24 protein-coding genes and 4 pseudogenes are annotated in these 10,943 nt (G+C 60.5%); all 28 read left to right on the top strand.

Annotation, left to right across the window (positions count from 1 at the left end; genetic code table 11):
- The first annotated feature begins 42 nt into the window (after positions 1 to 42).
- Positions 43 to 417, top strand: a complete 375-nt coding sequence (locus tag ACTBDU_RS14150) for an N-acetylmuramoyl-L-alanine amidase (RefSeq protein WP_438806911.1) — start codon at positions 43 to 45, stop codon at positions 415 to 417.
- Positions 414 to 632, top strand: a complete 219-nt coding sequence (locus ACTBDU_RS14145) for a hypothetical protein (RefSeq protein ID WP_438806909.1) — start codon at positions 414 to 416, stop codon at positions 630 to 632. Before ACTBDU_RS14150 ends, ACTBDU_RS14145 begins: the two co-directional genes overlap by 4 nt.
- Positions 633 to 642: 10 nt before the next feature.
- Entirely contained in the window at positions 643 to 987 is a 345-nt protein-coding gene (locus tag ACTBDU_RS14140; RefSeq protein WP_438806908.1) for a hypothetical protein, read from the top strand.
- Positions 977 to 1,261 carry a hypothetical protein gene (locus tag ACTBDU_RS14135; RefSeq protein WP_438806907.1) on the top strand — a complete coding sequence of 95 codons (285 nt, stop codon included), beginning with the start codon at positions 977 to 979 and terminating at the stop codon, positions 1,259 to 1,261. The genes ACTBDU_RS14140 and ACTBDU_RS14135 overlap by 11 nt, the downstream gene beginning before the upstream one ends.
- On the top strand, positions 1,251 to 1,427 hold the full coding sequence (locus ACTBDU_RS14130) for a hypothetical protein (protein ID WP_438806906.1): 177 nt from the start codon (positions 1,251 to 1,253) through the stop codon (positions 1,425 to 1,427). Before ACTBDU_RS14135 ends, ACTBDU_RS14130 begins: the two co-directional genes overlap by 11 nt.
- 80 nt (positions 1,428 to 1,507) lie before the next feature.
- Positions 1,508 to 2,169, top strand: a pseudogene (locus tag ACTBDU_RS14125) (DUF1804 family protein).
- Positions 2,162 to 2,362 carry a hypothetical protein gene (locus tag ACTBDU_RS14120; RefSeq protein ID WP_438806905.1) on the top strand — a complete coding sequence of 67 codons (201 nt, stop codon included), beginning with the start codon at positions 2,162 to 2,164 and terminating at the stop codon, positions 2,360 to 2,362. The pseudogene ACTBDU_RS14125 and the gene ACTBDU_RS14120 overlap by 8 nt, the downstream one beginning before the upstream one ends.
- Entirely contained in the window at positions 2,359 to 2,571 is a 213-nt protein-coding gene (locus ACTBDU_RS14115; RefSeq protein WP_438806904.1) for a hypothetical protein, read from the top strand. The genes ACTBDU_RS14120 and ACTBDU_RS14115 overlap by 4 nt, the downstream gene beginning before the upstream one ends.
- Positions 2,572 to 2,601: 30 nt before the next feature.
- A pseudogene (terL, locus tag ACTBDU_RS14110) lies at positions 2,602 to 4,248 on the top strand (phage terminase large subunit).
- Positions 4,248 to 4,400 (top strand): hypothetical protein, encoded by a 153-nt coding sequence (locus tag ACTBDU_RS14105; protein WP_438806903.1) that lies wholly within the window; start codon positions 4,248 to 4,250, stop codon positions 4,398 to 4,400. The pseudogene terL and the gene ACTBDU_RS14105 overlap by 1 nt, the downstream one beginning before the upstream one ends.
- Before the next feature lie 50 nt (positions 4,401 to 4,450).
- Positions 4,451 to 4,794: pseudogene (locus ACTBDU_RS14100) on the top strand (phage portal protein family protein).
- 15 nt (positions 4,795 to 4,809) lie between these two features.
- Positions 4,810 to 5,160 carry a hypothetical protein gene (locus ACTBDU_RS14095; RefSeq protein WP_438806902.1) on the top strand — a complete coding sequence of 117 codons (351 nt, stop codon included), beginning with the start codon at positions 4,810 to 4,812 and terminating at the stop codon, positions 5,158 to 5,160.
- Positions 5,153 to 5,359, top strand: coding sequence for a hypothetical protein (locus tag ACTBDU_RS14090; protein WP_438806901.1), 207 nt, complete (start codon positions 5,153 to 5,155; stop codon positions 5,357 to 5,359). The genes ACTBDU_RS14095 and ACTBDU_RS14090 overlap by 8 nt, the downstream gene beginning before the upstream one ends.
- A 24-nt stretch (positions 5,360 to 5,383) precedes the next feature.
- Positions 5,384 to 5,518 (top strand): hypothetical protein, encoded by a 135-nt coding sequence (locus ACTBDU_RS14085; RefSeq protein WP_438806900.1) that lies wholly within the window; start codon positions 5,384 to 5,386, stop codon positions 5,516 to 5,518.
- Positions 5,519 to 5,940: 422 nt separating this feature from the next.
- Complete coding sequence (locus ACTBDU_RS14080) at positions 5,941 to 6,102, top strand: phage protease (RefSeq protein WP_438806910.1); 162 nt, start codon at positions 5,941 to 5,943, stop codon at positions 6,100 to 6,102.
- Positions 6,060 to 6,851, top strand: a complete 792-nt coding sequence (locus tag ACTBDU_RS14075) for a phage protease (protein WP_438806899.1) — start codon at positions 6,060 to 6,062, stop codon at positions 6,849 to 6,851. The genes ACTBDU_RS14080 and ACTBDU_RS14075 overlap by 43 nt, the downstream gene beginning before the upstream one ends.
- Positions 6,824 to 7,060 (top strand): phage baseplate assembly protein domain-containing protein, encoded by a 237-nt coding sequence (locus ACTBDU_RS14070; RefSeq protein ID WP_438806898.1) that lies wholly within the window; start codon positions 6,824 to 6,826, stop codon positions 7,058 to 7,060. Before ACTBDU_RS14075 ends, ACTBDU_RS14070 begins: the two co-directional genes overlap by 28 nt.
- Positions 6,976 to 7,335, top strand: coding sequence for a hypothetical protein (locus tag ACTBDU_RS14065; protein ID WP_438806897.1), 360 nt, complete (start codon positions 6,976 to 6,978; stop codon positions 7,333 to 7,335). Before ACTBDU_RS14070 ends, ACTBDU_RS14065 begins: the two co-directional genes overlap by 85 nt.
- 275 nt (positions 7,336 to 7,610) lie before the next feature.
- Positions 7,611 to 7,772, top strand: a complete 162-nt coding sequence (locus ACTBDU_RS14060; RefSeq protein ID WP_438806896.1) for a hypothetical protein — start codon at positions 7,611 to 7,613, stop codon at positions 7,770 to 7,772.
- 13 nt (positions 7,773 to 7,785) lie between these two features.
- Positions 7,786 to 7,983: a hypothetical protein gene (locus ACTBDU_RS14055; protein ID WP_438806895.1), complete on the top strand. Its 198-nt coding sequence runs from the start codon at positions 7,786 to 7,788 to the stop codon at positions 7,981 to 7,983.
- On the top strand, positions 7,958 to 8,347 hold the full coding sequence (locus ACTBDU_RS14050; protein ID WP_438806894.1) for a baseplate J/gp47 family protein: 390 nt from the start codon (positions 7,958 to 7,960) through the stop codon (positions 8,345 to 8,347). Before ACTBDU_RS14055 ends, ACTBDU_RS14050 begins: the two co-directional genes overlap by 26 nt.
- Entirely contained in the window at positions 8,287 to 8,586 is a 300-nt protein-coding gene (locus tag ACTBDU_RS14045) for a baseplate J/gp47 family protein (protein ID WP_438806893.1), read from the top strand. The genes ACTBDU_RS14050 and ACTBDU_RS14045 overlap by 61 nt, the downstream gene beginning before the upstream one ends.
- Positions 8,580 to 9,056 carry a hypothetical protein gene (locus ACTBDU_RS14040; protein ID WP_438806892.1) on the top strand — a complete coding sequence of 159 codons (477 nt, stop codon included), beginning with the start codon at positions 8,580 to 8,582 and terminating at the stop codon, positions 9,054 to 9,056. Before ACTBDU_RS14045 ends, ACTBDU_RS14040 begins: the two co-directional genes overlap by 7 nt.
- 104 nt (positions 9,057 to 9,160) lie before the next feature.
- Positions 9,161 to 9,493 (top strand): hypothetical protein, encoded by a 333-nt coding sequence (locus ACTBDU_RS14035; RefSeq protein WP_438806891.1) that lies wholly within the window; start codon positions 9,161 to 9,163, stop codon positions 9,491 to 9,493.
- A 20-nt stretch (positions 9,494 to 9,513) separates the two neighbouring features.
- Positions 9,514 to 10,278: a tail fiber domain-containing protein gene (locus ACTBDU_RS14030; protein WP_438806890.1), complete on the top strand. Its 765-nt coding sequence runs from the start codon at positions 9,514 to 9,516 to the stop codon at positions 10,276 to 10,278.
- A complete protein-coding gene (locus ACTBDU_RS14025; protein WP_438806889.1) occupies positions 10,275 to 10,445 on the top strand; it encodes a hypothetical protein in 171 nt (56 codons plus the stop codon). The genes ACTBDU_RS14030 and ACTBDU_RS14025 overlap by 4 nt, the downstream gene beginning before the upstream one ends.
- Positions 10,446 to 10,528: 83 nt before the next feature.
- A pseudogene (locus tag ACTBDU_RS14020) lies at positions 10,529 to 10,669 on the top strand (tail fiber protein); the annotation flags it as partial.
- 71 nt (positions 10,670 to 10,740) lie between these two features.
- A partial coding sequence (locus ACTBDU_RS14015; RefSeq protein ID WP_438806888.1) for a transposase occupies positions 10,741 to 10,943 on the top strand: 203 nt, incomplete at its 3' end.

Genomic DNA, 10,943 nt, shown 5'->3' with positions numbered 1-10,943 from the left:
CCTGGGCCGGGACGGCGAAAACGCCGCCCAGGTGATTGACCGCTGGCACCGGCGCGCGGTTTTCACCGTGACGCCCCGGCCAATGATAACGGCCTGACCAGCATTGGCTACCATGGGGTGATTGACGTTGACGGTCAGTGGCTGACCGGGTGCGATGTGGAAGAAGTGGGTGCCCATGTGCGCGGCCATAACGCTGATTCGCTGGGTCTCTGCCTGGTGGGCACCGACCAGTTTACGGCGGCGCAGTGGGCCGTGCTGCGCACCCAGGTATTGACGCTGCGTGCGCGCTGGCCCGAGGCCACTCTGCACGGCCACAATGAATTTTCCAGCAAGCTGTGCCCAGGATTTTCAGTATCGGCCTGGGCGTCGGGGAACTTCGCGCAGCTGCGCGACTATCTGTGTGAGCGTATCCCATGATGGCGCGTTTGGCTGAGCTGGTCACTAATCCCGAGAGGCGGCTGTCGACCTCGGATGTGATTATCGTCGGCGCGTTTCTGGTCAGCTCCCTGGTGGTGCTGGGCTGTGCCTGGAGCCGTCAGGAGACCGACCTGGCGCTCGGGGTCTATCTCGGCGCCCGGGTCACCCATGGCGACGTCGCCCGCTTTAGCGCCGGACGGCGCGCCCGTAAATAGGGAGCCGCTGATGACACGGCTACTCGCACTGATTAAGTTCATTCGCCGTCCGTGGTGGATAGCCGTACTGGTTGCCGCTCTGGCCGGCGGGGCAGGCTACTGGCGCTGTACACAGCAGGCCAGGCTGGTCGCCCAGGCAACACTGGCCACTCGGCAGGCTGAGTGTGCAGCTCGACAACGCCAGCAGGCGCAGGCCACACAACAGGCGCTGGAAACCGCCCTGACCCGGCAGCAACAGCTGCAGGGGGCCAATGACCGGCTCAGCGTCAGCGTGCAGCTGGAGAGCACACAGCACGCCCTGACGCTGAAAACCCAACAGTTACACAGGAAGTATTGCCTATGCGGTGGCCCATGATGGCGCTGCTTATACCGGTCTGGGGCCTGATGGGCTGCAGCGCTACCGCGCCGCCCTCGGTTACCCCGCCGACGATAATACTGCCCTGTCCACGCCCGCCGGCCAACCTGCTGCTGTTGCCGCCCATGCCACCGCCCCCGTAAAGGGGCTTGGCCCGGAGGCGTTGCTGCACCACGCCAGCGACTACGGGGCCGGGTGTCTGACCCTACGAGCCCAGCTGCAGGCGATAAACGCTTTCTATAGCGCACAGGAGAGACCGCGCGATGAGCCTTGATCTGGCCTTCAATATTGCCCTGAGCCTGCTATCGGCGCTCGGCGGCCTGTGGCTTAAAAGCGTCAGTGAAGAACTTCGCCGCCTGCAGTATGAACTGACCCAAGTACGGCAGGACTATCAGCGGCGTGAGGATGCACAGCGCGACCTGCAGCTGATGACTGCATGATGCAGGACATCAAGGACAATATTCAACGTATTGATAACAAGCTCGACCGCAAGGCCGACAAATAATGAGGAGCTTGATTCATGAAACCACAGGATGCGATGTCGCCGGTGCTGGTAGAGCTGCGCACCATTCGTACCCAGCTCGACGGTATCGCCCGCCGCCTTGACCGCCTGCAGGTGAAGGGCGCAGGGCACCGGCGCTACCGGGCTGGCGGCGCTCATACGGGCGCGACCTGGGGTGTAATGGCGCATTCCAGGGCCACCCGCGAGGGGCGGCGGCGGGCTTATGTGTTCGGCAACCTGTCTCTGGAGCGGGCGGCAATCCAGTGCGGCGTCAGTGTGCATTCCGCCCGGCGCTGTAAAAAAGAGGCGCTAAGCAGTGGCGATGACTGAGAGGTAATACGCAGCGCCCATCTGCTGGCCAACGGCGCGCCGGAAGATATCGCGCGCGCCATCCTGACCAGCCTGATGGCGCAGTTTCAGGAGACACTGGAAAAAGTCAACCTGGCTGACACATTGAGTGCCCCAGAGCGGGTTGAGCTGCTGGCACGCTTAACGGATGCGTGGAGCAAGTCCATTGCCGCCAGCAAAAAAGCCTGCTCGAGACCAGCCAGCTGGCCACCGCCATGGAGACCCTGAAGCTGTTCTCGGCGTTTATTCAGGACAACCACCCCCGACATCTGGCGGCGTTTGTTGACATTCTTGAGGCTTTCGGACCGGTACTGGAAAAACATTATGGCTAATCAATTCGTTGAAATCCGGGATGACGTGGCCGTTATCGCCGGGGAAATCACCAAGGTTTGGGTCAGCAACGGCGGCGAGGTGTTTGTCAAGCTGCGCGACGGTGCGGTGCATGCCGTGGATCTCGCCTATGGCGAAACACCCTTTCAGGCGTCAACCCGCATCAAAAACCAGATAGAGGCGGCACTGGCATGAAGCAGCTGGTTAAGCCGTTGCCGGGCGTGTACCTCGACCCGGCCGAGGTCAGCGTGGTCAGGGTCGCCGGCGAGAATGTGTCTGTCGGTCTGGACGGTGGTGCGCACTTTTTATGTTTGGCGAGTGTCGCCGGCAGCGTTGACACGGTGGCAGAGATTCTGGTGTCGCGCATCAATGCGGTACTGGCTGAGCGTCATCATGGCGTGTAAACCGCGTTTACAGGGGATTTAAAGCGAGATATGGCGGCGAAATTTTCCATCCGTGAATTCCAGCATTCGCTGGCTGCGCTGGCCTCCAGTCTGCGCCACACCATCAAGGCTGAATGCCTGGGTTTTGATACCGGGGCGGAAGCCATGGCGGCGCGGCGTTCACAGGTGGCTGATCCGGTGAACGGCTATCGCTATTTTGTGCAGACCTATTTTCCGCACTATATCCGTCATGCCGACCCCAGTGAACTGCATGGCTGTCTGTTTCAGCGGTTGCCGCAGGTAGTCGCCAGCTCGAAAGGCGAGCAGGACGCCATCGCCACGGCGCGCCGCACGGAGAGTCCAAGTCAACGCTGCTCAGACAGCTGTTTGTGCTGTGGTGTCTGGTACGCGGCATCAAGCACTATGCCCTGATGGTAATGGACTCCATCGACCAGGCGTACCCGATGCTCGAAGCCATCAAGGCCGATCTGGAATTTAGCCCCTGGTTGCGGGACGACTTCCCCGAAGCCTGCGGTGTCGGTCGCGTCTGGCAGATGGGCATCACCTTAACGCGCAATGATATCAAGGTGCAGGTGGCCGGCAGCAGCAAAAAGCTGCGCGGCTTGCGCCCCGGGCCGCACCGCCCTGACCTGGTGATACTGGACGATATTGAGAACGACGAGCAGGTACACAACCCGGACCAGCGCGCCAAGCTGGAAAGCTGGCTGAGAAAAACCGTGCTGCCGCTGGGCGGCGCGGGCGCAAAACTCGATGTGGTGTATATCGGCACCATCCTGCATTACGACTCGGTGTTATCACGCACCCTGAATAACCCATTGTGGCGGCAGGCACGGTTTAAGGCCCTGCGCCAGTGGCCGGTGAACCTGTCGTTGTGAAAGACCTGGGAGCAGGTATTGCGTAACCAGGGGGGAGGCCGCCGCGCAGGATTTTTATACGTCACACCGTACCGAGATGGAGGAAGGCGCGGAAGTCTCTTGGTCCGCCCCGCCCGCTGCTGACCCTGATGCATATCCGCACCCGGGGACGGTCACGCCACCTTTGACGCTGAGTACCAGAATGACCCGGTCAGCGGTAAGGATGCGCTGTTTGCCCACGGCCTGCATTTCTGGGTCAACCGGCTTAACGAGTGGGTTTTCTACGGGGGCCTGCAACTCCAGCCTCGGCAAGGCTGGGGTTAGCCGTGATCCATCACCGCCGCGGCTCGGCGGTTTTAATCGCACCACCGGCGTGCTGGATGTGGTGGGAGCGCAGATACGCCAGCGGCTGCCGGACGCCATTATCAGCAACATCATCGCCCTGCAAAAGGAATACCACTGCCTGGTCTGGGGTATTGAGGCGGTGCAGTTCCAGGAGTTCCTGCGCACCGAGCTGATTAAACGCGCGGCACCGCTAGGTCACCCGGTGCCGGCGCGGGCCATTATCCCTCATGCCGACAAGCTGTTGCGTATCGAGACCCTGCAGCCCCATACGGAAATCGGGCTTATCCGGCTGCACGCCAGCCATACCACTGTGATACACCAGCTGCGCCACTTTCCCCGCGCCGACCATGACGACGGCCCGGGTGCGCTGCACATGCGCTGGACGCTGGCCGTGACCCACGGCCCGAAAACCGAATACCGCTCATTGTCCGGTGACCGTCACCCCGGACGGCTGGGCTTTTCCCGTGGAGGCTGGTAATGGGCATGCTTACCGATATTTACGGTTGGTTGTTGCGTCGCCGCACCCTGACGCAGCCACAGACTGCCGATGACCGCCACCTGCGTTATCAACAACTGACCGGAGGCACCCCTCGCTGGGCATCGATATCTGCCGGCTGTATGACATCCTGAGCGAGGCTGAGCTGGGGCATCTGGTACGCCAGGCTGACCTGTTTTTTGATATGGAGGAGCGCGATGGCCATCTGTTTGCCGAGATGAGCAAGCGCCGCCGTTCGGTGATGCCGCTCACCTGGCGCATTGTGCCGCCGCGACGGAATGGTTTTCAGACCTGCCGGAGTTTGAAACGCTGCTGTTCGACTTGCTGGACGCCATTGGTCACGGCTTTGCCGCTGTGGAAATCAGCTGGAAACAGGCGGAAAACATTTGGCTGCCCCGCGCCTTCTACAAGCGCCTGCAACGCTGGTTCCAGACCGCGACCCATAACCGTAACGCTATTCGCCTGATTGACGGCAGCCTCGACGGCGCTGAGCTTAACCCCTTCGGCTGGCTGCTGCATCGTCACTAGGCCAAAAGCGGCTGGGTGGCGGAAAGCATCATTCCCGCCACCCGGGACGACGAGCTCCTGCTCCTGCAGCCGCCGCCGGGCAACCTGCCGACCTTTACCGGGGCCAGCCTGGTGCCGAAGTGCTGGCCGGGCATCGCGGCGCTGAGCGTTGCGCACACACCTACCGCCACCGAGCAGGCGCTGGAAGACGCCCTCGGCGGACCGGCAACGCCGGTCAACCAGACCATGCAGACGCTGCTGACCCCGCTGGTCACCGCTCTGCAGCAGCGGCAGACGTCGGACTCGAACCGGATCATGCTGGCGGCGTGGCAGCAACCGTTACCCATTGGAAACAACCACTCTGCCATGAGTATACACCATGATTGACGGCACGATCACTGTTCCCGATACCCTGCGCCACCGCCAGCCGTTGATGCGCACCCTCAGTGAAGACCTGTGTGACGCGGTGATGGAGAATTTCGAGCAGGAAGGCCGCCTGCGCTGGCTGCTTATTGACCGCGCCGGCAAAATCCTGCAGCAATCAGGGCGGCCCTACCCGGCCCCATATCATTCGTCCCCGCTATAAAAAAGCGCTGCCTTTAACGGTCGGGTGGTAAAGCGCGTCAATTATCCCGGCTCAACGATATCGGCGCGGCCCTTTCTCAGTTTCAGTCTGGCGGACCAAGACTATCAGGCCCTGGTGCACACCGTCAATGATTACCTTCAGCGCGCGCTGGACGAGTAACACTCTGTAAAGGCCGTGTCGCGTTTTTTGATAGTCAGGCAGGCGGGGATGATGCGGGTGAAACCGCGTTAAGCGATTCTGGAGCGATTTAAATGGGTTTTAAACGGGGTATCGCCGTCCGCGTCAGCGGTGTAGTCTGATGGCAGTCCGTTTGTGTCCTTTTCCTTCCCCCACTCTTACCCCCCCCCTACACACACCCGTCACGACGAGATACCCGATGCCCAGGTTAGGCTGTTTCCCATGAATACACTTTCTGGGACCGCCACCGCGTGAAAAACACCGTCCGTCTTGCCGCACTGACCGTGGCGCTGGAGAGCGCCGGCACCCGTGTCCAGTTGTTTCCGGCCGGTACCTTTCGCTCGCAGGATACACGCCCCACCGACGTGGCGCACTGGCGGCTGGAGGAACCGTAGGCTCGGAGGCTGATTGACGCTGCCCAGGCGCGCCAGACGTCGTACTGCTTTGACTATGAGCACCAGGCTATCCATGCCCGGGAGAATGGCCAGCCCGCGCTGGCGGCCGGCTGGTATTCGCAGCTGGAATGGGTCGAGGGACTAAGGCTATTTGCGGTGGATGTCGAATGAACCGAGCGTGCCCGCACCCTGATTGCCGTCGGGGAGTTACCGCTTTGTCTCCCCGCTGTTTCAGTACGACAGGCGGCAATGTGAGCTGCCTGGCGAATGCCGCGCTGACCAACGTGCCGGCGCTTGACGGCATGGCGGCGCTGCTGGCGGCGACGTCACAACAACTCACGGGAGAAAATAACGTGGATGAACTGTTAGAACAACTGCGCTGGATGCTGAATCTGCCGCTGTCGGCCACGCCTGAGGAGGTGACGGTTGAGCTGAAAAAACTCATTGACCGCCTGTTGGGCGGACAAGGGACGGCGGCCGCCCGCATCAATCTGCTGTCGCTGCTTGGCGAGAAGGATAACCAGATTGCCGCGCTGTCACAGCAGACCAGCACGCCCACTGATCCGGCTGCCTATGCCCCGCTCAGCGTGGCCAATGAGCTTCGTGAGCAGGTGGCGGCACTCGGTCGTCAACTGAACGGCAACGAAGTCACTGCCCTGCTGACGGCGGCGCTCAGTGATGGCCTCGTGCTCAAAGGGGCAGATGAGGACTGGGCGCGCCGGCTGGGTGAAAAAGACGTGGCGCTGCTGCGTGAGCACCTGGCCACCCGTCAGCCGATTGCCCGCTGTCGGGGCTGCAGACCGGCGGCAACGCGCCGCTGGGTATCGAGGCGCGGCCATCGTTTTTGGGCGCACTGGATGCGCCGGCGCTGGCCGGGGAGAGTACGCCGGACGTGGAGCTGTTCCAGCACTACGGCCTGACCTCGGTGCCGCCGGCCAGCACCATGGCGGTGGTGTTGCCGGTGGGCGGCCGTACCCGCCATAGTATCGTGATTGCCAGCAAACACAGCACCTCTACCGGCTGGAAGGGCTGGCAAACAACGAGGTGGCGCTCTACAGTGAGGAAGGCGCCAAAATCGTTATCCGGCGCGAAAGAATTATCGAGGTGGAATGCGACGAGTATCGAGTAAAATGCAAACGCTATCAGGTTCAGGCCGAAGAGCGCGCCGGCAGCGAGACGCCGATGCTGTCAACCTCACAGGCACTGACCGCCGAGGGGCCTATCAGCGGCCACGGCGGTATGACGATTAACGGCGGCGACGGCGCGGTGGCGCGCTTTGCGGGGGATATTGAGCACCAGGGCGGCACCCTGCACCGCGCCGAGGTGGAAATCAACGACATCCGGCAAAGTGGACACAGGCACCCGACACCTTCCGTGCTGTCCGACGGACCGGTTAACGGGTAAGATAGCGTCGCGGCTCGCGACGCACACCACCGTACCAGTTACCCTCTACAGCCCGCGTCACTCCTCCCGCCCCGTCGCCTATCTTACCCTGACGCCATGGACGCACTGATTGACAGCCAGACCGGTGATTACACCGGCACTCGCACCACTGACCCGCATAACGCGGTCTACCTATGCCTGATGACGCCGCGGGGGCAATATTGGGCTGACCCGCAGCTGAGCAGAAGTGGCGCGGGCCAAAGACTCGGCCACCACCCGGCGACTGGCCCAGCAATATGCCGAACAGGCATTGCAACCACTGCTGGCCGGATAACCGCGCTCGCCGCATTGCCGTCCGAGTCAGCCGTCCGGCACAAGGTGCCCTGCGGCTGCATATCGATGTCGTGGCCGCCAACGGCAATTTGCAAACCTTTACTCGCCCGATAAAGGTCATTTAAACGGAATATCACCATGGCGCACAGCACCCCCACTCATACCGAGATTGCCGACACGCTCTTGCGCGATATCTGCAACCAGTTGCCGGACGCCGATACCGGTCCCGACAGTGACTACGCGGTGCGCGCGAACGCCATTGCCCGCGCGCTGCAGGGGCTATACCAGCACCAGCTGTGGATAGCGGCAAATGTTCCCAGACACCGCCGACCATGACTATCTAGTAATGCGCGCCCGCACGCGCAACCTGACATCGAAAGCAGCTACCCCAGCCCACGGCGAAGTACGCCTGACCGGCAACCCCGGCGCAAACATTACCGGCCTACTGCAATTGCGTTTCACCGGCAGCCGTCAGCGCTACCAGACCACCGCGCCGGCCACGATAGACGTAACGGGGCAGCCTGACCTTGCCCGCCCGCCCGCTGCAAAGCGGTACCCAGGGCAATCTGGCGGACAATACGCCAGGGGCGCTGCTGATGGCCCCAAGCCGGTGTTGACAGCAACGTCACTATCACCCGCATGGTCAGCGGCAGCGAGGCCGAATCCGACGACGCCCTGCTGGCACGTCTGCTGGAGGTGATACGCCGGCCGCCGGCGGGCGGCAATCAATACGATTACCATCGCAGGGCGGTGTCCCTGCCCGGCGTCACCGAAGCCCATGTCTACCTGCTGCGGCGGGGCTACGGTACGGTGGATGTGGTGATAGTCACCCATAACGACCTGCCGTCGTCGGAAACGCTTAAGGCGGTGCAGCGCTACCTTGACGGAATGCGCCCAGTCACCGCGAAAAACTGTCTGGTACTGGCCCCGAGGTGCTGAAAGCCGGTATCACGGCCCAGGTCAGCCTGAGCAATCTGACGCTGGAGGCCGCGCGCAAACAGATTACGACCGCGCTCAGTGACTATGTTATAACTGCCCTGGCCCCCGGTGAGGTGGCGGTCAGAACCCAGCTGGGGGCGCTGATATCCGAGGTGGTCGGCGTGGTGGACTACCAATTGCTTGCCCCCAGCGCCAATGTGGTGCCGGTGGTGAACAAGCAGACCGTGCAGTGGATACGCGCAGGCATTGGCCGGGCCGGCGAGCGTATCTGGGTGCCGGAGATTATCTGGCTGTGGATAGTCAATATCGATAACGCACAGGTGCCGGCCTACCGCTTCCGCGCCGGTAGCTCGGTGGCCGGGGGAAAGCTGCTGACCTTTGGGCAGAACCTGATTGAAGGGCTGTTTAAGGACCTGAAACCCGCGCACACCCAGGTGGTGTTTAACTACAGGGAGAAAACGCGCCCATGAAGGATATTATCGCGCCGATTGACAGCGAGGACGGGCTGTTTCATGACGGCGACCCGGCCGACGACGTCAGGGGGACCGTGGTCTACGCCCAGTGACTGAACGCCATGCAGGGGGCGGTCATCGATACCCAGACCGAGCAGAAAAATATTCTGGCGGCCGCCGGAATGCAGCCCAACCCGGCGCAACATAACCAGCTGGCCGAGGCCATCAAGGGGCTGATTGCGCAAGCCCGGCAGGAGAATGAAAAACGCAGCCTGCTCAAGAAAAACAACGGCGCGGATATCCCAGACAAGGCGGCGTTCGTGGCCAATCTGGGGTTAAAAAATACCGTTGAACAAGCACAAAACGCACTGGACAAACGTACCGGTGGCACGGTTAACGGCAGTCTGCAGATCTCACCCATTCGGTCAATGTTGGCGACAGCGATTCAGGGCTGATTGCCAATGGCAAAGGCAGCGTGGCGCTGTACGCCAATAACGTCAAAACCGGCGAATGGAATACCCAGCGCCCGCATTGGGTACAAGACCTTAAAGTGGGTGGAAAACTGACCGTCAGTGGCGGAGCGACCTTTGGCAAAGCCGTCTCGCTATCCGGTGGCGGCCATCTCACGGATATTCTCCATTTTTATGGCCGGGGGCAAAGCGGCAACGAGACACGTTCAAGTGAATGCCGCTATTACCCTTATCCAGGCAATCCCATGAGCACGGAATTTTACGGTGCCGACGTGGTGGGCAGTCATTATAAACATCGCCTTATTATTAATCGCGGTGGCGGTAACATTAAGTGGTTCCTTTTTAAGGATGACGGTAGCGCTTATGCCATGCAGGGGCACTGGCAAAATAACTCGGACCGGCGGATAAAAAGCGATATTGCGAAAATAGAAAATAGCCTTGCAAAAAGCGAAACGCTGACGGGCTACACGTATGTCCTTGCCGAACATCGTCAGGCGGGTGTGATAGCCGATGAGCTGGAAAAGGTCCTGCCTGGGGCAGTAGGTAATTCGGGGGATTACCATGAGAGTGATGGCACCGTTGTCAAGAATGTAAAAGCCGTCGCCTATGGCAGCATATCCGCCTTGTTGATTGAAGCAATAAAAGACCTGTCCGCGAAAGTGAAAGCGCAGCAGGCAGAGATTGAGGCACTGAAAACCGTAATGCGTTCAGCGCTGAACGTGGCCGAATCACCAGCACAGACGATAATGACGGGGGGACACCCTAAATGAAAGAGATTATTTCGTCGGTTGAGACCGCCGATGGCCTGTTCCACGATGGTGACCCGTCTACCGGTGCCGAGAAGACGGTGGTGCACGCCAAATGGCTGAATGCCATGCGGGGCGCGATGATTGACACCCAGACGGAGCATAAGAATATTCTGGCGAGGTGGGCATGAAGCCCGATAGCAGCCAGGTGGCGCAGTTACTGGCGGCGATTAAGGCCATTGCAACAAGTATTGCGGCAGAGACCAGCGCCAGTATCTTGCCTGTCGGTGCCCCTATCGCCTGGCCGTCGGATAATATTCCCGCAGGCTATGCCCTGATGCAGGGACAGACGTTTGATAAACGTAAATATCTCAAATTGGCAATAGCTTACCCATCAGGGATCATTCCTGATATTGTAGTGGCACACTGAATTTGGCCACCTGAACAGAGGTAATATGCTCACCTCAGAACAACACAGGGGCACCAATGAAAAGAAGAAATTTTAGTCCTGAATTCAAACGCGAATCCGCTCAACTGGTTGTCGACCAAAATTACACCGCCGCGCCAGCAGCAAAAGCCATGGACGTCAGTTTTTCTACGATGACGAAATGGGTAAAACAACTGCGTGATGAGCGACAGGGGAAAACGCCAAAAGCCTCTCCCATAACCCCGGAACAAATCGAAATACG

Source organism: Sodalis sp. (in: enterobacteria) (assembly GCF_051710625.1).
Taxonomy (GTDB): domain Bacteria; phylum Pseudomonadota; class Gammaproteobacteria; order Enterobacterales; family Enterobacteriaceae; genus JBPESN01.
The sequence above is the reverse complement of the archived record's forward strand: the minus strand, read 5'-3'. Positions and strand labels throughout refer to the sequence as shown.

Coding starts and splice junctions, on each gene's coding strand:
- ACTBDU_RS14145 (WP_438806909.1), top strand. CDS start 414: ATGATGGCGCGTTTGGCTGAGCTGGTCACTAATCCCGAGAGGCGGCTG.
- ACTBDU_RS14140 (WP_438806908.1), top strand. CDS start 643: ATGACACGGCTACTCGCACTGATTAAGTTCATTCGCCGTCCGTGGTGG.
- ACTBDU_RS14130 (WP_438806906.1), top strand. CDS start 1,251: ATGAGCCTTGATCTGGCCTTCAATATTGCCCTGAGCCTGCTATCGGCG.
- ACTBDU_RS14120 (WP_438806905.1), top strand. CDS start 2,162: ATGGCTAATCAATTCGTTGAAATCCGGGATGACGTGGCCGTTATCGCC.
- ACTBDU_RS14115 (WP_438806904.1), top strand. CDS start 2,359: ATGAAGCAGCTGGTTAAGCCGTTGCCGGGCGTGTACCTCGACCCGGCC.
- ACTBDU_RS14105 (WP_438806903.1), top strand. CDS start 4,248: ATGGGCATGCTTACCGATATTTACGGTTGGTTGTTGCGTCGCCGCACC.
- ACTBDU_RS14090 (WP_438806901.1), top strand. CDS start 5,153: ATGATTGACGGCACGATCACTGTTCCCGATACCCTGCGCCACCGCCAG.
- ACTBDU_RS14075 (WP_438806899.1), top strand. CDS start 6,060: ATGGGTCGAGGGACTAAGGCTATTTGCGGTGGATGTCGAATGAACCGA.
- ACTBDU_RS14060 (WP_438806896.1), top strand. CDS start 7,611: ATGCCGAACAGGCATTGCAACCACTGCTGGCCGGATAACCGCGCTCGC.
- ACTBDU_RS14055 (WP_438806895.1), top strand. CDS start 7,786: ATGGCGCACAGCACCCCCACTCATACCGAGATTGCCGACACGCTCTTG.
- ACTBDU_RS14050 (WP_438806894.1), top strand. CDS start 7,958: ATGTTCCCAGACACCGCCGACCATGACTATCTAGTAATGCGCGCCCGC.
- ACTBDU_RS14045 (WP_438806893.1), top strand. CDS start 8,287: ATGGTCAGCGGCAGCGAGGCCGAATCCGACGACGCCCTGCTGGCACGT.
- ACTBDU_RS14035 (WP_438806891.1), top strand. CDS start 9,161: ATGCAGGGGGCGGTCATCGATACCCAGACCGAGCAGAAAAATATTCTG.
- ACTBDU_RS14025 (WP_438806889.1), top strand. CDS start 10,275: ATGAAAGAGATTATTTCGTCGGTTGAGACCGCCGATGGCCTGTTCCAC.